Raw genomic sequence first — 25,519 nt, 5'->3', positions numbered from 1 at the left:
AGCCGTTCAGTCCAGCCGGCCGGTGCGCCGTGCCCACTCCTCGAACGCGACGGTGCAGAACGGCGGCACCGAGGCGGCGAGCGCGAGCACGCCGACCGGGAACGACCAGCGCTGGGTGCGCCAGGTGATCAGCGTGACGACGAGGTAGGTGAGGAAGACGATGCCGTGCACCGGCCCGAAGATCTGTACGCCCAGCTCGCCGGCGTCGACGACGTACTTGAAGAACATGCCGGTGAGCAGCCCCAGCCAGCTCAGCGCCTCGGCGAAGGCGACCACGCGGAACGCCGTCGCGGCGCCGGCCTTGCGCTCGGGGTCCTGGGCGCGCAGCCACAGCAGCCCGGCCACCGGCAGCACCACGGGCACGAAGCCGTAGTCGATCCCGTAGTCGGACCAGACCGAGGCGTCCGGGAACCAGTCCCGCACCAGCAGGCTGAGGGTCCCGACGCTGAGCACGCCCGCGAGCTCGATCCAGAGCATCCGGGAGGCGAACGCCGTGTGCCCCTCGGACGCGCGCCGGATGGCCACCCAGCCCAGGGCGTAGGTGACGGCGGCGACGAGCGAGAGCGAGTAGGCGATCGGGGCCTGGTCGGCCTTTGTCGCGAGCTGCACGACCGCCCGGGCGCCCGCCGACAGCGTGAAGACCGCGTAGACCAGCAGGAGCACCTGGTGCGCGCCCGACCGCGACGCGGCCGGCGGCGCGGGCCGGGTCATGGTCGCCTTCCCGGTCACAGGCTCGGTCACAGCGTCATCACCATCCGCACGCTGATCACCGCCACCACGACCGCTGCCACCCCGACCACACCCAGCGACCAGGCGCCGTCGTCGCCCTGCACCGAGCGCAGCGCGAGCGGCATCACGCAGACCGACGCGATCAGGTAGATCAGGTGCGTGCTCTCCTGCTCCGGCCGGTGTCCCTGCAGCAGCGACCCCAGCCCGACCACCGCCCGGAGGACCAGCAGCGCCTCGAGCATCCACGCCATCGAGTCCAGCCACGGCGGCCGGCGCCGCCAGCGATAGGCCGACCAGCCGGCGAGCACCGCGACCAGGACGGCGTACCCGGTCACGATCCAGCTGATCTGGTCGAGCACTGACACCCGGCCATTGTCCCGTGGCCAGAAACTGGAACGCGTTCTAACCTGGTCCGGTGGCACCCGACGTGTTCGCACCGGCCCGGCTCGGGCCGGTCACGCTGCGCAACCGGACGGTCAAGGCGGCGACGTTCGAAGGGCGCACGCCCGAGGGGCAGGTCACCGACGAGCTGATCGACTACCACCTCGCCGTGGCCGAGGGCGGCGTCGGGCTGACCACGGTGGCCTACCTGGCCGTGGCCCCGGAGGGGCGCACCCACCGCGCGCAGATCGTGGTGGGTCCCGACACCGAGAAGGGGCTGACCCGGCTGGCGGAGGCGATCCACCGCACCGGCGCCAAGCTCGCCGGCCAGGTCGGGCACGCGGGGCCGGTGGCCAACGGTCGCTCGAACGGCGTCCATGCCCTGAGCGCGAGCCGGATGCCGAGCCCGCTGTCGATGCAGCTGGTCCACGCGGCGTCCGAGCGGGACCTGACCCGGATCACGGCGGCCTACGTCGCCACCGCGCGCACGCTGGTGCGAGCCGGCTTCGACGTGCTCGAGCTGCACATGGCCCACAGCTACCTGATCTCGTCGTTCCTGGCGCCGGGGCTCAACCGCCGCAAGGACCGCTTCGGTGGCACGCTGGAGAACCGGGCCCGGCTGGCCCGGCAGGTCGCGAAGGCGGTCCGCGAGGAGGTCGGCGACGCGGCCGCGGTGACGGCGAAGGTGAGCGTCAGCGACGGCTTCCGCGGTGGCGTCACGACCGATGAGAGCCTCGAGGTGACGGCGATGCTCGAGGCCGACGGGCAGCTCGACGCGCTGCAGCTGAGCGGCGGCAGCTCGCTGATGAACCCGATGTACCTCTTCCGCGGCGAGACACCGGTCAGGGAGCTCGCGGCCGCGATGCCGCTCCCGGTGCGGCTGGGGATGCGCACGCCGGCGGGCAAGCGGTTCCTCAAGGAGTATGAGTTCCATGAGGCCTACTTCCTCGACAAGGCGATGCGGTTCCGCGAGCGGCTCTCGATGCCGCTGATGCTCCTCGGTGGCATCAACCGCCGCGAGACGATGGAGGAGGCGATGCGGCTCGGCTTCGACTTCGTCGCCATGGGCCGGGCGCTGCTGCGCGAGCCGACGCTGGTCAACGAGCTCATCGCGGGCCGCCAGGCGGATGGCGCATGCATCCATTGCAACCGGTGCATGCCGACGATCTACTCCGGCACCCGGTGCGTGGTGCTGGACCCGGTCTGACTTCCCACGAACTAGAACCTGTTCTAGCCTCGCCCCATGGGCCAGGTCATCCCCGACAAGCCGCTGCGCGTGGTCGTCTGGTCGACGGGCACCGTCGGCAGGCACGCGATCGCCGGCGTCGACGCGCACCCCGACCTCGAGCTGGTCGGGGTGTGGACGTCCACCGCGGCCAAGGAGGGCAAGGATGCCGGCGAGCTGGCCGGGCTCGGACGCGAGCTGGGCATCATGGCCACGACGGACCGGGACGCGCTGGTCGGGCTGGCCCCGGACGCGATCGTGCACACCGCGATGACCGACGACCGCGTCTTCGAGGCGATCGACGACCTGGTCTCCTTCGTCGAGGCGGGCATCAACGTGACCAGCAGCGGCCCGGTGCTGCTGCAGTGGCCCGAGCAGATCCTGCCGCCGGAGATGATCGCCAGGATCGAGGACGCGTGCGCACGCGGCGGCGCGAGCCTGCACGTCAACGGCATCGACCCGGGCTTCGCCAACGACGTGCTGCCGCTGGTGATGACCAGCCTCAGCCGCCGCATCGACGAGGTCCGGGTCATGGAGATCTGCGACTACTCGACCTACTACCAGCCGGTCGTCATGAACGAGATCTTCGGGTTCGGCAGGCCGATGGACGAGGTCGGCATGCTCTTCCAGCCCGGCATCCTCTCCATGGCGTGGGGCAGCGTGGTCCGCCAGATCGCAGCCGGACTCGACGTCACCCTCGACGAGCCGCTGACCGAGGAGGTCGACCGGCGGCCCGCCGAGCGTGACACCGAGAGCGTCAGCGGCGAGGTGAAGCAGGGGACGATGGGTGCGGTGAGGTTCGCGGTGCTCGGGAAGGTCGAGGGCACACCGCGGGTGGTCCTCGAGCACATCACCCGGATCGACCCCGACCAGGTGGCCGAGTGGGAGAAGCCGCCACCGGGGTCAGGCGGCTGCTACCGGGTGCGGATCACCGGCGAGCCGATGATGCAGGTCGATCTCACCCACCACGGCGAGCACGGCGACCACAACGTCTCCGGGATGATCACCACCGCCCAGCGCCTCATCACCACGGTGCCGGCCGTGGTCGCCGCCGAGCCGGGGCTCGTCCGGGCCGTCGACCTGCCGCTGGTGACCGGCCGCGGCCTGGTCGCCCGACCGGTCGCCCGATGAGCATCCTGGACCGGTTCGCCGTGCCCGGTACGGCGGCGATCGTCACCGGTGCCGGCCGCGGCCTGGGTGCCGCGACCGCGGTTGCCCTCGCCGAGGCGGGGGCCGACGTGTTGATCTCCGCGCGCACCGAGGAGCAGCTCGACGCCGTCGCCGAGCAGGTGCGCGCCACCGGCCGGCAGTGCGTCGTCGTCCCCGCCGACCTCAGCGACCTCGAGTCCGTCGCCGCGCTCGCTCCGGCGGCCTACGACGCCTTCGGCCGCCTCGACACCGTCGTCAACAACGTCGGCGGGACCTTCCCGCGCGCGTTCCTCGACACCACTCCCGGCTACCTCGAGCGCGCATTCAGCTTCAACGTCGGCACTGCGCACGCGCTGACCCGTGCCGCGGTGCCACTGATGCTCAAGAACGCCGACGGACGGCAGTCGGTGGTCACGATCAGCTCGATGATGGGCCGGACCGCCGACCGCGGCTTCGTCGCCTACGGCACGGCGAAGGCCGCGCTCGCGCACTGGACGAGGATGGTGGCTCAGGACCTCGCGCCCCGGATCCGGGTCAACGGCGTCTACGTCGGCTCGATCCTCACCAGCTCGCTGGAGTACGTCGCCTCGCAGCCGGAGCTGATGGAGCAGCTGGAGTCCAGGACGCCGCTGGGCCGGGTGGGGGAACCCGACGACATCGCGGCGTGCGTGCTCTACCTCGCCTCGAAGGCGGGCCAGTACGTCACCGGCAAGCTCATCGAGGTCGACGGCGGCATCCAGCAGCCGACCATGGACCTGGGGCTGCCCGACCTCGAGCCCGACCCTTCCTCCTAGGCTTCGTTGGTGACCTCGTCCACGCCCACGGCGTACGCCGTCTCACCCGACTCGGGCGAGCACTGGACCGCCGAGGGTGCCTGGCCGGTGGCCGACGGCATCTTCCGGATCCCGCTGCCGCTGCCCATGGACGGGCTCAAGGCGGTCAACGTCTACGTCGTCGCCAGCGACGACGGGCTGGTCCTGGTCGACGGCGGCTGGGCGATCCCGGAGGCGCGTGAGCTGCTGGACCGCTGCCTGCGCTCGATCGGCTCGGGGTTCGGTGACATCCGGCGGTTCCTGGTCACCCACATCCACCGCGACCACTTCACGATGGCCACCGTCCTCGGCCACGAGCTCGGCGCTGACGTCGCACTCGGCATCGACGAGAAGCCGGGGCTCGACCTGTTCCACAGCGACTACGGCTCGCTGCCCGAGAACCCGTTCGTCACCGTGCTGCGCACCGCCGGTGCCGCCGACGTCGCCGAGCTCTGGGACCGGGGCCGCAACGACGGCGAGGTCGACCTGAGCCTGTGGCAGTACCCCGACACCTGGCTCGAGGGCGACGTGACCATCCCGCTGGGCACCCGCACGCTCGACGCGGTGCACACGCCCGGGCACACGCCCGGCCACTACGTCTTCGCCGACCGGGCCGACGGGCTGCTGTTCGCCGGTGACCACGTGCTGCCGACGATCACGCCGTCCATCGGCTTCACGGTGCCACCCACCCCGCAGCCGCTCGGCGACTTCATGGCCTCGCTGACCAAGGTCCGCGCACTGCCCGACCTGAGGATCCTGCCCGCCCACGGACCGGTGGCTCCGTCCTCGCACGCCCGGGTCGACGAGCTGCTGGTCCACCACGAGCACCGGCTCGACCTGTGCCTCGCGGCGCTGGCCGGCGGCCGGCACACCGCGGCCGAGGTCGCCACCCAACTGGGCTGGACCCGGCACGAGACCGCCTACGACGACCTCGACGTGTTCGCGCGGGGCATGGCCGCCATGGAGACCAAGGCCCACCTCGAGCTCCTCGTCGCCCGTGGCCTCGCCGTCCGGTCCGAAGCAGCCGATGGTCTCGTGAGCTTCGCCGCCGCGGGATAGTCACAGACGTTCCCAACACGCCGCCCGCGGAAGTGGTGTTGGAAAGGTCTGGGACTATCCCGGCGGAGGTGTCTCAGCCCGCCCGGCGCACCATCGGCAGGTGCGCGATGCCATCGTCGAGGAACTCCGGGCCGCAGACCTCGAAGCCGAACCCGGCGTACCAGCCCGCCAGCGGCGTCTGGGCGTCCAGCACGACGTCGCGGTCCGGGCAGACCTGGAGCGCAGCCTCCATCAGCCGGTCGGCCCAGCCCTGGCCGCGGGCGGTGCGGTGCAGCGCGACCCGGCCGATCCGCCACTCGTCGCCGTCGTCGAGCACGCGGGCGCAGCCGAGCACGACCCCGTCGTCGTTCTCCATCACGATGTGGCGGGTCTCGGGCGCCAGGTCGCGTCCGTCGAGGTCGGGGTAGGGGCACTCCTGCTCGACCACGAACACGTCCTGCCGCAGCTTCCACAGGCTGTAGGCCGTGAGGCGGTCGAGCGCCGCGAACGGCACGGCTGAGATCTTCACGTCAGGAACTCCAGCGTCGTCGTCCAGGCCCGCCCGGCCTCGGGCAGGAACGGCAGGATCGGGTAGACGTGGATCAGCCCCGGCTCCTCGACCGAGGTGAGCTCCCAGCCGGCCTCGGCGGCGCGCCGGGTGAGCAGCCGCCCGCCCGGGGCCAGCGAGTCGCGGGTGCCGAAGAACATCAAGCCCGGCGGCAGCCCCGCCAGGTCGGCCAGCGCCGGGGACACCTCGGGCCGGCCGAGGTCGCCGGGCGAGCCCGCCCACCACTCGGCGTACGCCTGCATCTTGCCGATGAACAGCCACGGGTCGGTCTTCGTGACGTCGTAGGTCTCCGGGGTGCTGATCGTGAGGTCGACCCACGGCGAGATGAGGAGCAGGTGGCCCGGCTGGGGGCCGCCCCGGTCGCGGACCGCCAGCGCGACGGCCAGCGCCAGGCCGCCTCCGGCGGAGTCTCCGACGAGGGTGACGTCCTCGCCGTCCGCGAGCAGCCGCTCGACCAGCTCGACGACGGGCCCGTGGGCGTCGCGCCACGTGTGCTCGGGCGTGAGCGGGTAGTCGGGCATGACCACCCGGGCGCCCAGCCCGGACGCGAGCCGCGCGGCGTAGCGCACCTGGAAGGGGTCGATCGGGGCGACGAACCCGCCGCCGTGCACATAGACGACCGTCCGGCCGTGGGTGATGCCGCGCCGGGTCAGCGTGTACGACGGGAAACCGGCCGGCAGCTCCTCGCGGACCACGGCATAGCGGCGCGCGAACAGGGGCACCACGCCGGTCGGGAACCGCCGGTCGAGCGTCGCGTGCCACGACACCAGCCGGGCCCGCTCCGCCTCGGGGCTGTCGAGCTCGCGCGACCTGCGCACGCGCGGGACGACGGCTGCGAGCAGCTCGTGGCGGCGGCTGGGCCGTCGGGAGGACATGCGCGAAATCTTCCACATGCCGCCGCGCTAGGGTGGTCGACGACGACAGGGGAGCGCCCGATGGCGCTGAGAGTGCGGTGCAGCCGCAGACCCTCCGAACCTGCTCCGGTTAGCACCGGCGAAGGGAGTCACAACAGATGCGGCGTATTCCCGTTGCGGTCGCGGTGGTTTCCGCCGCCCTCCTGACCGCGTCCTGCTCGCTGGTCGGCAGCGGCGACGGCGGCGACGACGACACGAAGGTCGTGCTGGTCACGCACGAGTCGTTCGTGATGTCGAAGAAGCTGCAGAAGCAGTTCGAGGACGAGAGCGGCTACGACCTGGTCATCAAGGCGTCCGGCGACGCCGGCGCGCTGACCAACAAGCTGGTGCTCACCAAGGACGACCCGACCGGCGACGCGGTGTTCGGGATCGACAACACCTTCGGCTCGCGCGCGATCGACGAGGGCGTGCTGGCGCCGTACGCCGCGAAGCTGCCGGACGGTGCGAGCACCTACGCACTCGCCGGCGACGACGAGCACGCCCTCACGCCGGTCGACACCGGCAACGTGTGCGTGAACGTCGACGACACCTGGTTCGCTGACAAGGGGATCCCGGAGCCCAGGAGCCTCGAGGACCTCGTGAAGCCGGACTACAAGGACCTGTTCGTCACCCCGGGTGCGACGACGAGCTCGCCGGGCCTGGCCTTCCTGCTCGCGACGATCGCCGAGTTCGGCGAGGACGGCTGGCAGGACTACTGGGGCCGGCTGATGGCCAACGGCACCGAGCTGACCCAGGGCTGGTCGGACGCCTACGAGGTCGACTTCACCCAGGGCGGCGGCAACGGCGACCGGCCGATCGTGCTGTCCTACGACTCCTCACCGGCGTTCACCCTCGACGGCCAGGGCGGCACGACCACGAGCGCGCTGCTCGACACGTGCTTCCGCCAGGTCGAGTACGCCGGCGTGCTGGCCGGCGCGCACAACCCGGACGGCGCCCGGGCGCTGGTCGACTTCATGCTGTCCGAACCGTTCCAGGAGGCGCTGCCGGACGCGATGTACGTCTTCCCGGTCGACTCCAGCGTCGCGCTGCCCGAGGACTGGGCGAGGTTCGCCAGGCAGCCGGAGCACCCGTTCACCGTCGACCCGGCCCAGATCGCGGAGCACCGCGACGAGTGGCTGCGCGACTGGAGCGACGTCACCAGTCGATGAGCCGGACAGCGAGCGGGTGATGAGGGGGAGACGGCTGCTCACCATGGCCGGCCTCGCGCTGGGGCCGCTGCTGGTGCTCGCCGTCTTCTTCGTGCTGCCGGTGAGCGGGATGATCGGCCGCGGCTTCGTGGTCGACGGCCGGTTCGACGTCAGCGGTGTCGTCGACGTCCTGGGCCGGCCACGCACCCACCGGGTGCTGTGGTTCACGGTCTGGTCCGCCGGGCTGGCCACGATCTGCTCGGTGGTGCTCGGCCTGCCCGCCGCCTACGTCCTGCACCGCCTGGCCTTCCCCCTGCGTAACCTGGTCCGGGCCCTGCTCCTGGTGCCGTTCGTCCTCCCGACCGTGGTGGTGGGCGTCGCCTTCCGGCTGCTGGTCGGCGAGTCCGGACCGCTCGGCTTCCTCGGTCTCGACGGGACGCCGGTGGCGATCATCGCGGGGCTGACCTTCTTCAACGTGGCCGTGGTGATCCGCGCGGTGGGGGTCGCCTGGGAGTCCCTGGACCCGAGGCCGGCCGAGGCGGCCGCCGCCCTGGGCGCGACGCCCGCGCAGGTCTTCCGCACCGTCACCTTCCCCGCGCTCCGGCCGGCGCTGGTCTCGGCGGCCAGCGTGGTGTTCTTGTTCTGCGCGACCTCGTTCGGTGTCGTGCTCACCCTCGGCGGCCTGCGCTACTCCTCGGTCGAGACCGAGATCTACCTGCTGACCACCCAGCTGCTCGACCTGCAGGCAGCGGCCGCGCTCTCGATCCTGCAGCTGCTCGCGGTCACCGCGCTGCTGGTCCTGGCCGGCCGGCTCCGCCGGGTCCCGGACCCCACGGTGGAGCGCCGTACGGCCCGACCGCGACCGGTCCGCCGGCAGGACGCCGGCCAGCTCGCGCTGACCTTCCTCACCCTGGCGCTCGTGGCCGCGCCGATCCTCACCCTCGTCCTCGGCTCACTCCGGGCGCACGGCGAGTGGACCCTGGCCAACTACCGCAACCTCGACTCGGTCGGCGCCGGCAACGCGCTCCTGGTGCCGGTGACCAGCGCTCTCGTCACCAGCCTGCGCACCGCGGTCGACGCCACCTGGATGGCGCTGCTGCTCGGCGGCCTGATCGCCGTCGTCGTGAGCCGGCGCTCGGTCAGCCCGGCCGAACGTCGCCTGCGCAGCACCCTCGACGGGATCTTCATGCTGCCGCTCGGCGTCTCCGCGGTGACGCTCGGCTTCGGCTTCCTCATCACCCTCGACCGGCCGCCGCTCGAGCTGCGCGAGTCACCGCTGCTGGTCCCGATCGCGCAGGCCCTGGTCGCGCTCCCGCTGGTGGTGCGCATCCTGGTGCCGGTGCTGGCCGGCGCCGACGACCGCCAGCGGCAGGCCGCGGCCTCGCTGGGCGCCGGCCCGTTGCGGGCGTTCGCGACCGTCGACCTCCCGCTGGTCTGGAGGCCGCTGCTGGCCGCCGCGGGCTTCGCGTTCGCGATCTCGCTCGGCGAGTTCGGTGCGACGTCGTTCCTCTTCCGCGACGAGCACCCGACCCTGCCGGTGGTGATCTACCAGCTGATCGGCCGCCCGGGCAGCGACAACTTCGGCATGGCGCTGGCCGCCTCGGTGGTGCTCGCCGCGGCCACCGCGCTGGTCGTCCTCGTCGTCGACCGGTTCGGCACCCGGTCGCTCGGGACGTTCTGATGCTGCGGCTCACCGACCTGTCGGTGTCCTACGACGGCACACCCGCCGTCCGCGACGTGGACCTCGAGCTGCCGGACGGCCAGGTCCTCGCCGTCCTCGGTCCGTCCGGCTGCGGCAAGTCCACGCTGCTGCGCTCGGTGGCCGGGCTCGAACCGCTCGTCTCCGGGTCAGTCGCCTGGGACGGCCGCGACCTGACCCGGGTGCCGACCCACAAGCGCGGGTTCGCGCTTATGTTCCAGGACGGGCAGCTGTTCAACCACCTCACCGTGGCCCGCAACGTCGGCTACGCCCTGCGGCTCCGCCACACCCCGGGCCTCGAGGCCCGCGTCGAGGAGCTGTTGTCCCTGGTCGGTCTCGAGGGGTACGGCGACCGGCTCCCGGCCACTCTCTCCGGCGGCGAGCGTCAGCGCGTGGCGCTGGCCCGCTGCCTCGCCGTACGCCCGCGGCTGCTCCTGCTCGACGAGCCGCTCTCCGCCCTCGACGCGGGGCTGCGGCAACGGCTGGCCGCCGACCTGCGTGCGATCCTCACCCAGGAGGGGATCACCGCGCTGATGGTGACCCACGACCACGACGAGGCGTTCACCGTCGCCGACCGGCTGGCCGTGATGCGGTCCGGCCGGATCGTCCAGCAGGGCGAGATCGGCGAGGTCTGGCGTGCCCCCGTCGACGCCGAGACCGCACTCTTCCTCGGCTACGCCCGGGTGCTCGAGGGTCCCGCCGCTGCGATAGTCCGTGACGAAGTGGAACACCGAACACCGTTCTCCACAGCCATTTCGTCACGGACTATCCCGGCGGTCCGGCTGGCCGTACGCCGCAGCGCGTTCCGCGTGGACCCGGACGGCCGGTTGAAGGGCGCGGTGGTCGAGGCCCGGACGACGCCCGAGCAGGTGCGGCTGGTCGTCGACGTGGAGGGGATCGGCGAGCTCGACGCGGTCGCGCCGCTCGACCAGCACCCGGGTCCGGGTGAGCCGGTCCGGCTCTCGGTGGACGCGACTCGCACCGCGGTCGTCGGCGGCCGGTGAATCGACGCCGTGATGCGGCGCCAGCACCGATGAGCCACGCGGGGCCCGGCTCCATAGACTGACCTGCGTGTACCGCCGTGCCTGGACCCTGATGGTGTTCCTGGCGGTCGGCATGGCGACATGGGCCATCGCGCTGGCGATCGCCCTGGACAAGCGGCTGGTCGACCCCGAGGGCAGCTTCCTCGGCCCGTCCTACATCCGCCTCCCGCTGCTGCTCCTCGGCGCGCTGCTGCTCGACCTGCTGCCACTGACGATCTGGCGGTCGTGGCGGGCACCACGCACCATCCCCTCGGTCATCCGCGACCGGCTGCGCAACCACTGGAACAAGGAGCGGTGGACCCTCGTCGCGATGGGGATCACCTGCTTCTACGTCGTCTACGTGACCTACCGCAACATCAAGTCGTTCCTGCCCTTCGTCATCTCGACGAAGTACGACCGCGAGCTGCACCTGGTCGACCATGCGCTGCTGTTCGGCCACGACCCGGCGACGTTCCTGCACACCGTGCTCGGCACCGGCGTCGCCGCGCACGTGCTGTCCTACGTCTACCTGTGGTTCCTGCCGATGGTGCCGCTCGTCGTCACCGCGTGGGTGGTGTGGGCGCGCAACCTGTCCTACGGCTACTGGTTCGTGACCTCGCAGTGCCTGGCCTGGACGCTGGGCACGATCTCCTACTACGCGCTGCCGACCCTGGGCCCCGGCTTCCGCTACGTCTACCTCTACACCGACCTGCCGTCGACGCCCTCCGGCCGGCTGATGGCCTCGCTGGCCGACACCCGCCACAACGTCATCGCCGGCACCGTCGAAGGTGCGGTGCAGTCGGTGGCCGGCTTCGCGAGCCTGCACTGCGGGATCACGATGCTGGTCGCGCTGATGGTCCAGTACACGATCAACATCCGGTGGCTGCGGATCGCGGTCTGGGTCAACTTCGGTGTGACCGCGATCGCCACGCTATACTTCGGCTGGCACTACATCGCCGACGACGTCGCGGGCATCCTCATCGCGCTGGTCAGCTTCTACGTCGGTGGCCTGGCCAGCGGCCAGAAGTTCGAGGGCAAGGGGCTCCGCTCGCACCCGACGACGACCACGTCGGCGGTCCCCGTCCTGCGCGACTGAGCCCAACCGTGCGAATTACATCCGTGTAGCCCGTCAAGCCGACACGCCGGTGAACCGAAGAAATCTGGCCGTTTCGGGTTGACGCGGCCCCAGATCGCCCTAGGTTGGTGTTCGTGCGGCAGAAGTGACACGTGTGGGACGTGTGACTGAGGTGCACGCAGAGACCGACTCGGGGAAGGAGCCGGTCGCGAACCGTATGAGGGGTCGAGGCCGGTGCGTGCCCGGAAGTACGTCGTGGGGAAGTGCGTCGCAGGGCTGGCGCTGGTGTGCGCCGCGGGCCTGGTGGTCCCGGGAGCCTGGGCGTCCGACCCGGACGGTCAGGTCACCCAGCAGGACGTCGACGCGGCTCAGGCCGCGGTCGACGCCAAGGCCGCCGACGTCTCGTCGGTGCGGGCCGGGCTGGCCGCCGCCGAGAGCCGGCTCGAGGACGCCCAGGTCGCCGCGGCCAAGGCGGGGGAGGTCTTCAACGGCGCCCGCTACGAGGCGCAGCAGGCCGCCGACGCGGCCGCGCTCGCCCAGCAGCAGGCGTTGGCAGCCGACGCCGACCTCGAACGGCAGCGGGCGGCGTACGCCGGGGCTGCGGTGGCGGCCTACCAGATGTCTCCCCAGCTCGGGGCGGTCGGCGCGATCAGCGCAGCCGAGGGCGTCACCGACGTGCTCGAGAGCGTGGCCGCGCTCCAGAACGCGCAGTCGGCACTGCAGGGCCGCTACGACGCCTACCGCGCGGCTGCGAAGCAGGCGAAGGCCGCCGACGCTCGCGCCGAGACCGCGCTGGCCGACGCGCGAGCCGCCGCCCACCGGGCCCGGACGACGAGGGACGCGGCACGTGCGGCCGAGCAGGCCGCGGCCGCCGAGGCCGGTGCCTATGCCGCCGAGCGCGACCGGCTGATCGGCCAGCTCGCACGGCTGCAGGGCATCAGCGCCGACCTGGCCGGCCAGCGCCAGGACCAGCTCGAGGCCGCGGCCGCCGCGGCCGCGGCGGCCGCCGCCCAGCAGCAGGCCGAGGAACAGCAGCAACAAGAGCAGCAGCAGCAGACCCCCACCGGTCAGCCGACGCCGACTGCGGCGCCCACGGTCGCGGCCACCCCGAGCGCCGGTCCGACGCCGACGACCCCGACGACCCCGACCACACCGCCCACGGCGACACCCACCACCCCGCCGCCTCCGCCCCCGCCGCCCCCGCCGCCCCCGCCGCCCAGCGGCAACGCGGCGGCCGCCATCGCCTTCGCGCGTGCGCAGATCGGCGAGCCCTACCGTTACGGCGCCGCAGGCCCGGACAGCTGGGACTGCTCGGGGCTGACGATGATGGCCTGGGCCGCCGGCGGGAAGTCGCTGCCGCACTACTCGGCCGCGCAGTACGCGCGGTCGACGCCGGTCACGGCGGCCCAGCTCCAGCCGGGCGACCTGCTCTTCTGGAGCGACGCCGGCCCCTCGTCGATCTACCACGTGGCGATCTACACCGGGAACGGGATGATGGTCCACGCCCCGCGGCCGGGCAAGACGGTCGAAGAGGTCTCCATGTATGAGTGGATCGCCCCGAACTACTTCGCGAGGCCCTGACCGCTGCTGGGTACCCTCCCGGCGTGTCCACGGACCCGTCGGTCGACCTCGCCGCCCTGACCGCGCTGCTGGACGGGCGCTACGCCGAGGTCCGCGACCTGGTCCGCACCAACCTGGTGAAGTACGCCTCGGTCCTCGAGGAGGCCGAGACGCTCGACCGGGCGGCGTTCCGCGAGCGGGTGCGCGACCTCGTGGTCGAGATGGCCGCCACCGGGCAGACCGGGATGGGCTTCCCGGAGCAGTACGGCGGCGGGGGTGACATCGGCGCCTCGCTCGCGGCGTTCGAGACGCTGGCCTTCGGCGACCTGTCGGTGCTGGTCAAGGTGGGCGTCCAGTTCGGGCTGTTCGGCGGCGCGATCCTGCAGCTCGGCACCGAGCCGCACCACGCGGCGTACCTCCCGGACCTGATCACCGGCCGGCTGATGGGCTGCTTCGCCATGACCGAGACCGGCCACGGCTCCAACGTCCAGGCGCTCGGCACGGTGGCGACCTACGACGCCGAGGCGGGCGAGTTCGTGATCACCACGACCGAGCCGGACGCCAACAAGGACTACATCGGCAACGCCGCGGCCCATGCGGAGCTCGCGGTCGTCTTCGCCCAGCTGGAGGTCGCAGGCGAGCGGCACGGCGTGCACGCGTTCGTGGTGCCCATCCGCACTGGTGCCGGACCGGGGGCGGGGAAGCCCGCGCCCGGGGTGAGCATCGAGGACGACGGCCTCAAGATGGGGCTCAACGGCGTCGACAACGGCAGGCTGTGGTTCGACCATGTGCGCGTCCCGCGGGAGGCCCTGCTCAACCGGTTCGCCGACGTCTCCGAGGACGGCACCTACTCCAGCGACATCGACAACCCCGACCGCCGCTTCTTCACCATGCTCGGCACCCTCGTGCAGGGCCGGGTCTGCGTCGGCGGTGCCGGCATCAACGCCAGCAAGGTCGCCCTGGCGGTGGCGATCCGGTACGCGCTGCGGCGCCGCCAGTTCGAGGCGACCTCGCAGGACCAGGAGGAGCTGCTGCTCGACTACGGGCAGCACCAGCGACGGCTGCTCCCGCTGCTGGCCCACACCTACGCCCTGCACTTCGCGCAGGAGGTCGTCGCGGGCGAGTGCCACCGGGTGTTCTCGGGGGAGGTGGACGGCGACCCCGACGAGCAGAAGCAGCGCCGCGAGCTCGAGTCGCGGGCGGCCGGGACCAAGGCGCTCGGCACCTGGCACGCGACCCGCACGATCCAGGAGTGCCGCGAGGCGTGCGGCGGGGCCGGCTACCTGGCCGAGAACCGGTTCACCGCACTGAAGGCAGACACCGACGTCTTCACGACCTTCGAGGGCGACAACACGGTGCTGCTGCAGCTGGTGGCCAAGGGGCTGCTCACCGACTACGCGAGCGAGTTCGAGGAGCTCGACCAGCTCGGCATGGTGCGCTACGTCGCGGGGCTGGCCGTCGAGACGGTCGTCGAGCGCACCAGCGCGCACAACCTGCTCGAGCGGGTCCGCGACCTGCTGCCCGGCGGCGACGAGTGGGACCAGGAGGCCGGGCTGTTCGACTCGGCCTACCAGCAGGCGATGCTGCAGTTCCGCGAGGAGCACATGCTGGGCGGCGTCGCCCGCCGGCTCAAGCGCGGCATCGACGAGGGCGTGAACCCCGGCGAGGTCTTCTCCCTGGTCCAGGACCACGTCATCCACGCCGCCCGCGCGCACGTCGAGCGGCTGGTGCTCGACGCCTTCGTCGACAAGGTCGATGCGATGGAGGACGGCGACAACAAGGTCGTGCTCGGCATGCTGCTCGACCTGCACGCCCTGTCGGTCATCGAGGCCGACCGGGCCTGGTTCATGGAGCACGGCCGGCTCACCGCCAGCCGGTCCAAGGCGATCAGCCGCGAGGTCAACGCCCTGTGCCGCCGGCTCCGGCCGCTGGCCGGTGACCTGGTCGACGCGTTCGGCGTACCCCCGGAGATGCTGCGCAGCGCCGAGCTCCTGGGGCTCAGTGACCGGACGGGCTCTCCTCGAACCGCTTGAACGACGCGAGGACCTCTTCCTCGGCCTGCGTGCGCCCGACCCACTCGGCGCCCTCGACGGACTTGCCGGGTTCGAGCTCCTTGTAGACCTCGAAGAAGTGCTGGATCTCCAGCCGGTCGAACTTGGGCACGTGGTTGATGTCGCGGATGTGCTCGAGCCGCGGGTCGGTCGACGGCACGCACAGCACCTTGTCGTCGCCGCCGGCCTCGTCGGTCATGCGGAACATCCCGATCGCACGGCACCTGATCAGGCAGCCCGGGAAGGTCGGCTCCTGCAGGATGACCATCGCGTCGAGCGGGTCGCCGTCGAGACCGAGGGTGTTCTCGATGAAGCCGTAGTCGGCCGGATACTGGGTCGAGGTGAACAGGGTCCGGTCGAGCCGGATCCGCCCGGACTCGTGGTCCACCTCGTACTTGTTCCGCTGCCCCTTCGGGATCTCCACGAGCACGTCGAAGTCCATTCAGGCATCCTCCCGCACAATGTCCTCGACACGTAGGACGGATGAAGGAGACCAGTGGCGGCGCGTGACCGGGGCCACGGTGCGCTGGGCCGCGCCGTGGTGGCGCTGGTGGTCGTGGCGCTGCTCCTCGGGGGAGTGGCCGCGTGGCGCCTGGACCTCGTCGGCCGGCTCGGCGGCGGCGGCGAGGCGGACACCGGTACGCCGGCCGGCCCGGCCGCGGTGCCTCCTCCGCCCGGGCTCGAGCTGCCGCCGCTGACCGACCCGGCGCCGGTCGGCAGCGCGCTGACCCCGCCGGGCCGGATCGACCCCGCGCTGGTGCAGGCCGCGGTGGCGCCCTACCTCGCCGACCCGGTGCTCGGGAAGCACGTCGTCGGCGCGGTCGCCGACCTCACTGCAGGTCGTCCCGTGGTCAGGGTCGGCGGCGGGGGTGCGGCGATGCCGGCCTCCACCACCAAGCTGTTCACCACGACCGCCGCGCTGTCGGTGTTGGGCCCCGAGGCGCGGTTCACCACGAGGGTGGTGGCCGGCGGCAAGGGGCGGATCGTCCTCGTGGGTGGCGGTGACCCCTTCCTCGCGTCGAAGCCGCTGCCCTCGGCCTACCCCCAGCGCGCCGACGTCGCGACGTTGGCGGCGCAGACCGCGTCCGCGCTGAAGGCCGAGGGCCGGACCCGGGTCCGGCTCGGCTACGACGACTCGCTCTTCTCCGAGCCGTCGTTCAACCCGGCGTGGCCGGCGCACTACCTCCCCGAGCACGTGGTCTCGCGGGTCACCGCGCTGTGGGTCGACGAGGGCCGGCCGTCGGAGGGCTCCGGCCGGGTCGACGATCCGAGCCTGTACGCCGCGCAGACCTTCGCCGCCGCGCTCGCCGCCAACGGCATCAAGGTCGTCGGCTCGCCGGCCCACGGCGTCGCGTCCGGCGGGCGCGAGCTGGCCGCCGTGCAGTCGGCGCCGCTGCGCGAGATCGTCGCGCACATCCTCGAGGTCAGCGACAACGAGGGCGCCGAGGTGGTCTCCCACCAGGTCGGTGTGGCGGTCGCGCACAGCGGGACCTTCGCCGACGGCGCGGCCACGGTCACCACGACGCTGCAGGGGCTCGGCGTGACAGCGCCGTTCGCCATCCACGACGGCAGCGGCCTGTCCCGCGAGAACCGCGTCACGCCGCTGGCGCTGGTCCAGGTGCTCAGGCTGACCCTCGACCCCGCGCACCCGGAGCTCAACCCGATCGCGACCGCACTGCCGGTGGCCGGGTTCACCGGGTCGCTGACCAACCGGTTCGACAAGCCGTTCCCGGACTCCCGGGGGCTGGTCCGCGCCAAGACCGGCACGCTGACCAACGTCAGCAGCCTGGCCGGCATCGCCGTCGACCAGGACGGCCACGAGATGTTGTTCGCGCTGCTGGCCGACCGGATCGACAAGCCCGACGAGACCAAGGCCCAGCACGCGCTCGACGCCGCGGCCGGCGCGCTCGGCGCGTGCCACTGCGGTGCAGGGGAGCAGACCGCCTCCAGGTGAGGTCAGGCGCGCGCCTCGCCGCCCCAGTTGGCGAGCTTGGTGGCGATCGTCCGCATGTCGTCACGCCACACGTCCTCCGGTCCCGACGGTAGGACGTCGTCCCACTCGATGGTGGGGGAGCCGATCACGCCGGAGAGCCGTGCGGTCCGGCCGACGAACCAGGTGTGGGCATGGGCGCTGCCGTCCCCGTAGCGCAGCACGTGGCAGCGGGCCACGTTGTCGAGCCCCTCGATGATCCGAACCAGGCGGTTGGAGATCCGTCCGTGCTGTGAGGCGAGCTCGTCGTCGAGCTGGCCGAAGTCGAGGTGCAGCCGCGGCTCGAGGATGAGGACGACGGGCAGGCCGCTCGGCCGGCCGAAGTGCTTGAGCACCCAGACGTCGTCGTCCCAGACAACGTTCTCCGCCGGCGTGCCGAAGCACGACGGGCAGGGCTGGTCGGACGTCTCGCCGGCACGTGCCGGTTCGTCGGCCGGCGGGGGCAGCACGCGGGGCACGATCGCACCGTCGACGACCTCCCAGGGGAAGTTGTCCCACTCGTTGCTCGGCGGCGCGGCCAGCCGGCCGCGCTCGCCGACGACCTCGCGGATGCGAGCGTGGACCTGTTCGGCGGACTCGGCCATGGAGTGACCCTGCCATCCGGTCGATGCGGCCTCGCTGCCAGGGGTGTCCCCAAGGGTGTCCATAGAGTGGTGCCGTGCCCGACGTCACCGCACAGTCCGCCCCCGCACTCGCCGGCGCCCGGCACCTCCACTCCGGCAAGGTTCGCGACCTCTACGAGCTGACCGAGGGACCGCACGCGGGACGGCTGCTGATGGTGGCCAGCGACCGCATCTCGATCTTCGACTTCATCCTGGACACGACGATCCCCGACAAGGGCGAGCTGCTGACCCGGATGTCGCTGTGGTGGTTCGACCAGCTGTCCGACCTGGTGCCCAACCACGTCGTGTCGACCGACGTCCCCGACGAGGTGCGCGGCCGGGCCGTGGTCTGCGAGCGGCTCGAGATGTACCCCGTCGAGTGCGTGGCCCGCGGCTACCTCACCGGCTCGGGACTGCTCGACTACCGCGCCACCGCCAGCAGTGGGCACAGGGTGTGCGGCATCTCGCTCCCGGCCGGCCTGGAGGACGGCAGCCGGTTGCCGGAGCCGATCTTCACCCCGGCCCCGAAGGCCGAGCTCGGCGAGCACGACGAGAACGTCTCCTACGAGGCCGTGGTGGCCACCGTCGGCGCCGAGCGTGCGGCCGAGCTCCACGACCTGACCCTCGAGGTCTATCGCCGTGCCGAAGGGATCGCCCGCGAGCGGGGGATCATCCTGGCGGACACCAAGCTCGAGTTCGGCGCCCGCGCCGATGGGACGACGGTGCTCGCCGACGAGGTGCTGACCCCGGACTCGTCGCGGTTCTGGCCGGCCGACGAGTGGGAGCCCGGTCGCGCGCAGCCGTCCTACGACAAGCAGATCGTCCGCAACTGGGCCCTGTCCCGGGCCTCCGGCTGGGACCGGTCCTCGGGCGAGCCCCCGCCGCCCCTGCCGGCCGAGGTCGTCGAGCTGACCCGGGCCCGCTACCTCGAGGCCTACGAGCTGCTCACCGGCCTCACGTTCTGATGGAACGCCGGCTCGGGGGCACCGTGGCCTTCGCGGTGCCGGCCGAGGTCGCGTTCGACTACCTGGTCGACCCCCGCAACCGGCCCGAGTGGCAGTCCTCCCTGCGCCGGGTCGAGGACGTCGACGGCGAGCCGCGCGCCGGACAGAGCTGGACCGACGTGACCTGGCCCGGGCTGCGGCCGGCCATGCGCACCGAGGTGTTCGACCGACCGTGGCGGTGGGCGGAGTCCGGCACCTGGCGGTCCGTGCGAGCCGAGCTCGCGTTGCTCTTCGACCCGACGGGGGAGCAGGCGTGCGACGTACGGTTCGACTTCCGCATCCGCGTCCTCGGCCCGGTGGGGCTCGCCGTCAGTGCACTCTCGGTGCCGGCCGTCCGCGCCGACCTGCGAAGGGCCGCAAGGATCCTCTCGTCCAGAGCGTGACTCGTGAGTAGGTTGGCGACGTGTCCGCGACGTACAACCTCGCCACCCTGCTCGAGAACAGCGCCCGGAAGTACCCCGAGCGCGAGGCCATCGTCTTCCCGGCCACCGGCCGGCGGCTGACCTACGCGGAGGTCGACGCGGCCGCCAACATGGTGGCCAACCTGCTGGTGAGCCGCGGCGTCGAGCCCGGCGACAAGGTGGCGCTCAGCTGCCCCAACCTGCCCTACTTCTCGATCGTCTACTGGGGGATCCTCAAGGCCGGCGCCACGGTCGTTCCGCTCAACGTGCTGCTCAAGGCGCGCGAGGTCGCCTACCACCTCGACGACTCCGACGCGAAGGTCTACTTCTGCTTCGAGGGGTCCGACGAGCTCCCGATCGGCAAGGAGGGCTACGCCGGCTTCCAGGACGCCGAGGGCTGCGAGCTGTTCATCGTCATCACCGCGGCGATGGACGGCGCGTCGCCGTTCGAGGGCGTCGAGACACTCGGCCAGGCCCTCGGCGGCCAGGCGCCGACGTTCGACACCGTGCAGACCGACGAGGGCGACACCGCGGTGATCCTCTACACCTCCGGCACCACGGGCCACCCGAAGGGTGCCGAGCTCCGGCACCGCAACATGCGCGACAACGCCTCGCTGGGCGAGTCGATCTGGGGCATCGACCCGGAGCACCCCGAGAGGTTCCTGCTGGTGCTGCCGCTGTTCCACTCCTTCGGCCAGACCGTGGTCCAGAACGCCGGAACGGCGACCGGCAGCACGATCGTGATGCTGCCGCGCTTCGAGGCCGGCGCCGCGCTGAGGCTGATGGAGGACGAGGGGATCACCTTCTTCGCCGGCGTGCCGACGATGTACTGGGGGCTGCTCGGAGCCCTGAAGGAGGCTCAGTCGTCGGCAGGGTCATCGGCAGAGTCGTCGGCAGTGCAGTCCGTCGATGTCGAGAAGATCGCCGCCAACCTCCGGATCGCCGCGGCGGGAGGCTCCGCGCTCCCGGTCGAGGTGCACCGGGCCTTCCGGGAGAAGTTCGGCGTGACGATCCTCGAGGGCTACGGCCTCTCGGAGACCTCACCGGTGGCGAGCTTCTCGCCGGCCGACGCCGAGCCCCGCGTCGGCTCGATCGGGATCCCGATCCCCGGTGTGGAGATGAAGCTGATCGAGCCCGGTGGCTGGGAGGAGGTCAACGCCGACAACAGCGATCCCGACGCGGTCGGCGAGATCGCCATCAGGGGTCACAACATCATGAAGGGCTACTACGGCCGGCCCGAGGCGACCGACGAGGCGATCCGGGACGGCTGGTTCCGCTCCGGCGACCTGGCCAGGCGGGACAAGGACGGGTGGTACTACATCGTCGACCGGTCGAAGGACATGATCATCCGCGGCGGCTACAACGTCTACCCGCGCGAGGTCGAGGAGGTCCTGATGACCCACCCCGACGTCTCCCTCGCCGCGGTCATCGGCGTCCCCCACGAGAGCCTCGGCGAGGAGGTCAAGGCGGTGGTGATCCTCGAGGACGGCGCCACGACCACCGAGGACGAGCTGGTCGCGTGGGCCAAGGAGCAGATGGCGGCCTACAAGTACCCACGCATCGTCGAGTTCGTCCCGTCGCTCCCGATGACCGCGACCGGCAAGATCCTCAAGCGCGAGCTCCAGTGACCCTGGACGACCGATGACCATGCGCCGGGCGCTCGGCCTCTCGCTGGCGGGGCTGATGATCCTGGTCGGCGCGCTGTGGACCGGCCAGGGGCTCGGGTGGATCGGCGGCAGCTCGATGTCCGGTGAGTCGTTCTGGGCGATCGTCGGGCCGATCGTGGCCGGGCTCGGCGTCGCGCTCATCATCACCATCGTCGGCAGGGCGCGCCGCGACGACGGCACCGACCTCGACAAGAGGTACGGCGGCCGGCGGTAGGCGGTCGGCCGGCCAAGCTCAGGCGAACGGGTCCGGCAGCCCACCCGGGAGCTTGGCCAGCAGCTCGCGGGCCGCGGCCAGCGACTTGTGCTCGACCAGCACCTCGTACTTCGTGGCCACGATCGCGGTGACCGAGGAGAAGTCGCGCTGGCCGCGGGTGGCGGCGTACCCGATGAGCGCCCAGACGACGCCGAACACGGCGCCGAAGGCCACGGTGGCGAGCAGCGTGGCCCAGAAGTTCTCGTCGTCCGCGAACAGCGAGAGCACCAGCCCGACGAAGATGCCGAGCCAGATGCCGGTGAGCAGACCGCCGAGGGCGACCCGGCCGGTGGTGAGCCGGCCGGTGATCCGCTCGATGCGCTTGAGGTCGGTGCCGACGATCATGCACTGCTCGACGGGGAACTTGTTGTCGGAGAGGAAGTCGACCGCCTTCTGCGCGGCCGCGTAGTCGTCGTAGACGGCCAGCGATTGGGGGAAGTCCAGGCCGAGCGGCGAGGCGCCGCCGGGGCCCGAGGTCGGAGTGCGCATGCTCATGCCTCCAGTCTGCCCGAAGCCTGCGAACCCGCCCGCTCTCAGCCTGTGCTCCGGCTTCTCTTGGGATCGCCCGTCATCCTCGTCCCGTGGTCGACGACTCCGCCTCCCAAGAACGCAAGGCCAAGCGGCGCAAGCGCGTGTTCCACACCGCGGGCCTGACCGCATCCGCCGCCGTGCTCGCGCTGTCCATCCAGGCCGGCTCGCTCAGCTCCGACGACCAGCCCGTCAACCAGTACGGCGACGCGACCATCCTCGATCCGGACGACACCGGAGGCGACCCGGTCGACCGGGTCGACCAGGTCGACCGGTGAGCGCTCAGACCAGCCGGGCCCGGGCCGCCTCGAGGCGGGCGACCGGGATCCGGTACGGCGAGCAGGAGACGTAGTCGAGCCCGGCCCGCTCGAAGAAGTGGATCGAGCGCGGGTCACCCCCGTGCTCGCCGCACACGCCGAGGTGCAGCTCCGGCCGGACCTGCCTCCCGAGGTCTGCGGCCGAGGTCACCAGCGCCCCGACCCCCTCCACGTCGATGGACTCGAAGGGGGAGGCCGCCAGGATGCCGCGGTCGCGGTAGGTCGGGAAGAACGCCGCCTCGACGTCGTCGCGCGAGAAGCCCCACGTCAGCTGCGTCAGGTCGTTGGTGCCGAAGGAGAAGAAGTCGGCGTGCTGCGCGACCTCGTCAGCGGTGAGCGCCGCACGTGGGACCTCGATCATCGTGCCGATCCGCACGGGCAGCTCGACGCCGCGGTCGGCGCGGATCGACCCAGCCATCTCCTCGACCTGTGCCCGCACCAGTGCGAGCTCGGGCGCGGTCGCCACGAGCGGGATCATGATCTCCGGTCGCGGGTCGCCGCCCGCCTCCACGCGGTCGGCGGCCGCCTCGAGGACCGCCCGGGCCTGCATGGCGACCAGGCCGGGCACGACGATGCCGAGCCGGACCCCGCGCAGGCCGAGCATCGGGTTCTGCTCCCGCAGCCGGGCCACGGCCTCGAGCAGCGTGTGATGACGTTCGTCCCGCTTGCCCAGGGAGTCCTCCAGGGCCACCTGCACCGCGAGCTCGGTGTGGTCGGGCAGGAACTCGTGCAGGGGCGGGTCGATGAGCCGGATGGTGACGGGCAGCCCGTCCATCTCCCGGAGGAGCTCCACGAAGTCCGCACGCTGCAGGGGCTGGAGCTCGGCCAGGGCGGCCTCGCGGGCGGCGTCATCGGCGGCCAGGATCAGCCGCTCCACGAGCTCGCGCCGGGGACCCAGGAACATGTGCTCGGTCCGGCACAGCCCCACGCCGGTTGCCCCGAACCTGCGGGCCCGGGCGGCGTCCTCGGCAGTGTCGGCGTTGGCGCGCACCTCGAGCCGCCGGACCCGGTCGGCGTGCTCCATCACGAACGCCACCGCCGCGACGAGCTCGTCCGCCTCGTCCGGCGAGCTCCCCTCGAGGTGGCGCAGGACCGGTGAGTCGGTCACCGGCACGGCACCGAGGAACACCTCGCCCGTGGTGCCGTCGATCGAGACGACGTCGCCCTCCTGCAGGGTGTGCCCGGAGACCATGACCTCGCCGCGCTCGACGTCGATGTCGAGCTGCTCGGCGCCGCAGACACAGGTGCGGCCCATGCCTCGGGCGACCACGGCGGCGTGCGAGGTCTTGCCGCCCCGCGCGGTGAGCACGCCGCGCGCGGCGATCATGCCGGGCAGGTCGTCGGGGTTCGTCTCGCGGCGGACGAGCACGACGTCCTCGCCCAGCGCACCCCACGTCGCCGCCCTGGCGGAGGTGAGCGCGATCCGGCCGGACGTCGCGCCCGGGGAGGCCCCGACGCCGATGGTGAGCAGCTCGCGCGCGGCGGACCTGTCGAAGCGCGGGAAGAGCAGCTGGGCGAGCTGTCCGCCGGTGACCCGGCGAAGTGACTCGTCGGGGTCGATGAGCCCCTCCCCGACCATGGCGTGTGCGATGCGGAACGCCGCCTCGGCGGTCCGCTTGCCGACCCTGGTCTGCAGGATCCAGAGCCGGCCGGCCTCGATGGTGAACTCGATGTCGCACAGGTCGCGGTAGTGCCGCTCGAGAAGGCGCATCACCTCCAGCAGGGCGTCGTACGACGTCTTGTCGATGGCCTCGAGCTCGGTGAGGTGGACCGTGTTGCGGATCCCTGCCACGACGTCCTCGCCCTGGGCGTCGGCGAGGTAGTCGCCGTAGACACCCGGCGCGCCGGACGCGGGGTCGCGGGTGAAGCAGACGCCGGAGCCCGATCGGCTGCCCCGGTTGCCGAACACCATCGCCTGCACGTTCACGGCGGTGCCGAGGTCGTCGGGGATCTGCTCCTGGCGGCGGTAGACCACCGCCCGCTCGGTGAGCCAGGACGAGAACACCGCCAGCACCGCGGCGTGCACCTGCTCGCGCGGGTCCTGCGGGAAGTCGCGTCCGGTGTGCCGGCGGATCACCTCCTTGAAGGTCGCGACCAGCCCGCGCAGGTCCGCCGCGTCGAGCTCGACGTCGGCGTACGTCCCGCGCTCGGCCTTGAGCTTGTCGAGCTCGACCGCGAACGCGTCGGCGTCGACGCCGAGCACGGTGGCCCCGAACATCTGCAGCAGCCGACGGTAGGAGTCGAAGGCGAACCGCTCGTTGCCGCTCGCGGCCGCGAGGCCCAGGACGGACTCGTCGTTGAGGCCGATGTCGAGGACCGTCTCCATCATCCCAGGCATCGAGAACCTGGCTCCCGAGCGCACCGAGACCAGCAGCGGGTCGTCCGAATCCCCGAGCGAGCGGCCCATCTCCAGCTCGAGAGCGGCGAGGTGGTCCTCGACCTCCTGCTCGAGCCCCGGGGGCAGGGTGCCGGTGGCGAGGTAGAAGCGGCACGCCTCGGTCGTGATGGTGAACCCCGGCGGCACCGGCAGCCCGAGCCGAGTCATCTCGGCCAGGTTGGCGCCCTTGCCTCCCAGGAGGTCCTTCTGTTCCTTGCTGCCCTCGGTGAACGCCCTGACGTAGTGGCCCATGGTTCGAGCATCAGGTCTCGTGGCACGTACCGGCAGGGAACAAGGACCCGACCCGACCGGGACCATCTTCGCCCAGCGCAATAGGCTCGCCCCGTGCCGAAGGTCGTCGTCGACGTGATGCCCAAGCCGGAGATCCTCGACCCCCAGGGCAAGGCCGTCCTCGGTGCACTGCCCCGGCTCGGCTTCTCCGGGGTCACCGACGTCCGCCAGGGGAAGCGGTTCGAGCTCGAGGTGCAGGGCGAGGTCACCGACGACGTGCTCGAGCAGGTCCGGCAGATGGCCGAGACGCTGCTCTCCAACCCGGTGATCGAGAACTTCTCGGTCCGTGTCGAGCAGAGTGACGCATGAAGGTCGGCGTCGTCACCTTTCCCGGGTCGCTCGACGACGTCGACGCACAGCGCGCGGTCCGGGTCGCCGGCCACGAGGCCATCGCGCTCTGGCACGGCGACCACGACCTCAAGGGCGTCGACGCCGTGGTGCTGCCCGGTGGCTTCTCCTACGGCGACTACCTCCGCTGCGGCGCGATCTCGCGGTTCGCGCCGGTGATGACCGAGGTCGTCGAGGCGGCCGGCCGCGGGATGCCGGTGCTCGGCATCTGCAACGGCTTCCAGATCCTGTGCGAGTCCCACCTGCTGCCGGGCGCGCTGATCCGCAACGACCACCGCAGGTTCGTCTGCCGCGACCAGCGGCTGCGCATCGAGAACACCCGCACGCCGTGGACCTCGTCGTACGCCGAGGGCGCCGAGGTCACCATCGTGATCAAGAACGGCGAGGGCGG

General features: G+C 71.9%; 26 protein-coding genes and 1 riboswitch. Of the genes, 18 read left to right on the top strand and 8 right to left on the bottom strand.

What is annotated here, in order from left to right:
• Positions 1-6: 6 nt before the first annotated feature.
• Positions 7-741 (bottom strand): DUF3817 domain-containing protein, encoded by a 735-nt coding sequence (locus tag VFV89_RS08705; RefSeq protein ID WP_329705533.1) that lies wholly within the window; start codon positions 739-741, stop codon positions 7-9.
• The gene (locus VFV89_RS08700; RefSeq protein ID WP_329705532.1) at positions 738-1,094 is read right to left on the bottom strand and encodes a hypothetical protein; all 357 of its coding nucleotides are present in this window, start codon (positions 1,092-1,094) and stop codon (positions 738-740) included. Before VFV89_RS08700 ends, VFV89_RS08705 begins: the two co-directional genes overlap by 4 nt.
• A gap of 50 nt (positions 1,095-1,144) precedes the next feature.
• Here VFV89_RS08700 and VFV89_RS08695 point away from each other — a divergent pair, with 50 nt between their 5' ends.
• The 4 genes from VFV89_RS08695 to VFV89_RS08680 are packed head-to-tail and all read left to right on the top strand — an operon-like array spanning position 1,145 to position 5,355.
• Positions 1,145-2,317: an NADH:flavin oxidoreductase gene (locus VFV89_RS08695; protein ID WP_329705531.1), complete on the top strand. Its 1,173-nt coding sequence runs from the start codon at positions 1,145-1,147 to the stop codon at positions 2,315-2,317.
• 36 nt (positions 2,318-2,353) lie between these two features.
• A complete protein-coding gene (locus VFV89_RS08690) occupies positions 2,354-3,466 on the top strand; it encodes a diacylglycerol kinase (protein ID WP_329705530.1) in 1,113 nt (370 codons plus the stop codon).
• On the top strand, positions 3,463-4,278 hold the full coding sequence (locus VFV89_RS08685; protein ID WP_329705529.1) for an SDR family oxidoreductase: 816 nt from the start codon (positions 3,463-3,465) through the stop codon (positions 4,276-4,278). Before VFV89_RS08690 ends, VFV89_RS08685 begins: the two co-directional genes overlap by 4 nt.
• Before the next feature lie 9 nt (positions 4,279-4,287).
• Positions 4,288-5,355 carry an MBL fold metallo-hydrolase gene (locus VFV89_RS08680; RefSeq protein ID WP_329705528.1) on the top strand — a complete coding sequence of 356 codons (1,068 nt, stop codon included), beginning with the start codon at positions 4,288-4,290 and terminating at the stop codon, positions 5,353-5,355.
• A 73-nt stretch (positions 5,356-5,428) separates the two neighbouring features.
• Here the strand turns inward: VFV89_RS08680 and VFV89_RS08675 are convergent, their stop codons facing one another.
• Positions 5,429-5,863: a GNAT family N-acetyltransferase gene (locus tag VFV89_RS08675; RefSeq protein ID WP_329705527.1), complete on the bottom strand. Its 435-nt coding sequence runs from the start codon at positions 5,861-5,863 to the stop codon at positions 5,429-5,431.
• Entirely contained in the window at positions 5,860-6,777 is a 918-nt protein-coding gene (locus VFV89_RS08670) for an alpha/beta hydrolase (protein ID WP_329705526.1), read from the bottom strand. The genes VFV89_RS08675 and VFV89_RS08670 overlap by 4 nt, the downstream gene beginning before the upstream one ends.
• Before the next feature lie 37 nt (positions 6,778-6,814).
• A riboswitch (TPP riboswitch) is annotated at positions 6,815-6,921 on the top strand.
• A gap of 20 nt (positions 6,922-6,941) precedes the next feature.
• Here VFV89_RS08670 and VFV89_RS08665 point away from each other — a divergent pair.
• The 6 genes from VFV89_RS08665 (at position 6,942) to VFV89_RS08640 (ending at position 15,332) form a co-directional block, all read left to right on the top strand.
• The gene (locus VFV89_RS08665; protein WP_329705525.1) at positions 6,942-7,964 is read left to right on the top strand and encodes a thiamine ABC transporter substrate-binding protein; all 1,023 of its coding nucleotides are present in this window, start codon (positions 6,942-6,944) and stop codon (positions 7,962-7,964) included.
• 19 nt (positions 7,965-7,983) lie between these two features.
• Positions 7,984-9,624 carry an ABC transporter permease gene (locus tag VFV89_RS08660; RefSeq protein WP_329705524.1) on the top strand — a complete coding sequence of 547 codons (1,641 nt, stop codon included), beginning with the start codon at positions 7,984-7,986 and terminating at the stop codon, positions 9,622-9,624.
• On the top strand, positions 9,624-10,646 hold the full coding sequence (locus VFV89_RS08655) for an ABC transporter ATP-binding protein (protein ID WP_329705523.1): 1,023 nt from the start codon (positions 9,624-9,626) through the stop codon (positions 10,644-10,646). Before VFV89_RS08660 ends, VFV89_RS08655 begins: the two co-directional genes overlap by 1 nt.
• A 67-nt stretch (positions 10,647-10,713) precedes the next feature.
• Positions 10,714-11,760, top strand: a complete 1,047-nt coding sequence (locus VFV89_RS08650; protein ID WP_329705522.1) for a phosphatase PAP2 family protein — start codon at positions 10,714-10,716, stop codon at positions 11,758-11,760.
• 213 nt (positions 11,761-11,973) lie between these two features.
• Positions 11,974-13,320: a C40 family peptidase gene (locus VFV89_RS08645; RefSeq protein WP_329705521.1), complete on the top strand. Its 1,347-nt coding sequence runs from the start codon at positions 11,974-11,976 to the stop codon at positions 13,318-13,320.
• Between the two features lie 23 nt (positions 13,321-13,343).
• Positions 13,344-15,332 carry an acyl-CoA dehydrogenase family protein gene (locus VFV89_RS08640; protein ID WP_329705520.1) on the top strand — a complete coding sequence of 663 codons (1,989 nt, stop codon included), beginning with the start codon at positions 13,344-13,346 and terminating at the stop codon, positions 15,330-15,332.
• On the opposite strand, the gene VFV89_RS08635 is transcribed toward VFV89_RS08640, so the two are convergent.
• The gene (locus VFV89_RS08635) at positions 15,298-15,792 is read right to left on the bottom strand and encodes an inorganic diphosphatase (RefSeq protein ID WP_329705519.1); all 495 of its coding nucleotides are present in this window, start codon (positions 15,790-15,792) and stop codon (positions 15,298-15,300) included. The genes VFV89_RS08640 and VFV89_RS08635 overlap by 35 nt on opposite strands.
• 54 nt (positions 15,793-15,846) lie before the next feature.
• Here VFV89_RS08635 and dacB point away from each other — a divergent pair, with 54 nt between their 5' ends.
• Positions 15,847-17,304: a D-alanyl-D-alanine carboxypeptidase/D-alanyl-D-alanine endopeptidase gene (gene dacB / locus VFV89_RS08630; protein ID WP_329705518.1), complete on the top strand. Its 1,458-nt coding sequence runs from the start codon at positions 15,847-15,849 to the stop codon at positions 17,302-17,304.
• A gap of 2 nt (positions 17,305-17,306) precedes the next feature.
• Here dacB and VFV89_RS08625 read toward each other — a convergent pair whose 3' ends face one another.
• The gene (locus VFV89_RS08625) at positions 17,307-17,924 is read right to left on the bottom strand and encodes a hypothetical protein (protein WP_329705517.1); all 618 of its coding nucleotides are present in this window, start codon (positions 17,922-17,924) and stop codon (positions 17,307-17,309) included.
• A gap of 74 nt (positions 17,925-17,998) precedes the next feature.
• Between VFV89_RS08625 and VFV89_RS08620 the strand changes: the two genes are divergently transcribed.
• Genes VFV89_RS08620 through VFV89_RS08605 form a run of 4 tightly spaced genes read left to right on the top strand, consistent with a single transcriptional unit; the run spans position 17,999 to position 21,228 of the window.
• The gene (locus VFV89_RS08620) at positions 17,999-18,907 is read left to right on the top strand and encodes a phosphoribosylaminoimidazolesuccinocarboxamide synthase (protein WP_329705516.1); all 909 of its coding nucleotides are present in this window, start codon (positions 17,999-18,001) and stop codon (positions 18,905-18,907) included.
• Positions 18,907-19,329 (top strand): SRPBCC family protein, encoded by a 423-nt coding sequence (locus VFV89_RS08615; RefSeq protein WP_329705515.1) that lies wholly within the window; start codon positions 18,907-18,909, stop codon positions 19,327-19,329. The genes VFV89_RS08620 and VFV89_RS08615 overlap by 1 nt, the downstream gene beginning before the upstream one ends.
• Positions 19,330-19,349: 20 nt before the next feature.
• Complete coding sequence (locus tag VFV89_RS08610; protein ID WP_329705514.1) at positions 19,350-20,975, top strand: long-chain fatty acid--CoA ligase; 1,626 nt, start codon at positions 19,350-19,352, stop codon at positions 20,973-20,975.
• Positions 20,976-20,988: 13 nt separating this feature from the next.
• On the top strand, positions 20,989-21,228 hold the full coding sequence (locus VFV89_RS08605; RefSeq protein ID WP_329705513.1) for a hypothetical protein: 240 nt from the start codon (positions 20,989-20,991) through the stop codon (positions 21,226-21,228).
• Between the two features lie 18 nt (positions 21,229-21,246).
• Here the strand turns inward: VFV89_RS08605 and VFV89_RS08600 are convergent, their stop codons facing one another.
• Entirely contained in the window at positions 21,247-21,762 is a 516-nt protein-coding gene (locus tag VFV89_RS08600) for a general stress protein (protein ID WP_329705512.1), read from the bottom strand.
• 86 nt (positions 21,763-21,848) lie between these two features.
• Here VFV89_RS08600 and VFV89_RS08595 point away from each other — a divergent pair, with 86 nt between their 5' ends.
• Positions 21,849-22,073 carry a hypothetical protein gene (locus VFV89_RS08595; RefSeq protein ID WP_329705511.1) on the top strand — a complete coding sequence of 75 codons (225 nt, stop codon included), beginning with the start codon at positions 21,849-21,851 and terminating at the stop codon, positions 22,071-22,073.
• 4 nt (positions 22,074-22,077) lie between these two features.
• On the opposite strand, the gene ppdK is transcribed toward VFV89_RS08595, so the two are convergent.
• On the bottom strand, positions 22,078-24,741 hold the full coding sequence (gene ppdK, locus VFV89_RS08590; protein ID WP_329705510.1) for a pyruvate, phosphate dikinase: 2,664 nt from the start codon (positions 24,739-24,741) through the stop codon (positions 22,078-22,080).
• A 93-nt stretch (positions 24,742-24,834) separates the two neighbouring features.
• Here ppdK and purS point away from each other — a divergent pair, with 93 nt between their 5' ends.
• Positions 24,835-25,089: a phosphoribosylformylglycinamidine synthase subunit PurS gene (purS, locus tag VFV89_RS08585; protein ID WP_329705509.1), complete on the top strand. Its 255-nt coding sequence runs from the start codon at positions 24,835-24,837 to the stop codon at positions 25,087-25,089.
• Positions 25,086-25,519, top strand: a 434-nt coding sequence (purQ, locus tag VFV89_RS08580; RefSeq protein ID WP_329705508.1) for a phosphoribosylformylglycinamidine synthase subunit PurQ, incomplete at its 3' end; no start/stop codon positions are given. The genes purS and purQ, both read left to right, overlap by 4 nt.

This window comes from Nocardioides sp., from assembly GCF_036274455.1.
Lineage (GTDB): Bacteria > Actinomycetota > Actinomycetes > Propionibacteriales > Nocardioidaceae > Nocardioides.
This window is presented reverse-complemented; position numbering and strand designations above follow the sequence as displayed.

Bases quoted from the DNA above. Each gene is read 5' to 3' on its own strand.
- VFV89_RS08690 (WP_329705530.1), top strand. From the start codon at position 2,354: ATGGGCCAGGTCATCCCCGACAAGCCGCTGCGCGTGGTCGTCTGGTCG.
- VFV89_RS08685 (WP_329705529.1), top strand. From the start codon at position 3,463: ATGAGCATCCTGGACCGGTTCGCCGTGCCCGGTACGGCGGCGATCGTC.
- VFV89_RS08670 (WP_329705526.1), bottom strand. From the start codon at position 6,777: ATGTCCTCCCGACGGCCCAGCCGCCGCCACGAGCTGCTCGCAGCCGTC.
- VFV89_RS08660 (WP_329705524.1), top strand. From the start codon at position 7,984: ATGAGGGGGAGACGGCTGCTCACCATGGCCGGCCTCGCGCTGGGGCCG.
- VFV89_RS08655 (WP_329705523.1), top strand. From the start codon at position 9,624: ATGCTGCGGCTCACCGACCTGTCGGTGTCCTACGACGGCACACCCGCC.
- VFV89_RS08635 (WP_329705519.1), bottom strand. From the start codon at position 15,792: ATGGACTTCGACGTGCTCGTGGAGATCCCGAAGGGGCAGCGGAACAAG.
- VFV89_RS08625 (WP_329705517.1), bottom strand. From the start codon at position 17,924: ATGGCCGAGTCCGCCGAACAGGTCCACGCTCGCATCCGCGAGGTCGTC.
- VFV89_RS08615 (WP_329705515.1), top strand. From the start codon at position 18,907: ATGGAACGCCGGCTCGGGGGCACCGTGGCCTTCGCGGTGCCGGCCGAG.
- VFV89_RS08605 (WP_329705513.1), top strand. From the start codon at position 20,989: ATGACCATGCGCCGGGCGCTCGGCCTCTCGCTGGCGGGGCTGATGATC.
- VFV89_RS08600 (WP_329705512.1), bottom strand. From the start codon at position 21,762: ATGAGCATGCGCACTCCGACCTCGGGCCCCGGCGGCGCCTCGCCGCTC.
- ppdK (WP_329705510.1), bottom strand. From the start codon at position 24,741: ATGGGCCACTACGTCAGGGCGTTCACCGAGGGCAGCAAGGAACAGAAG.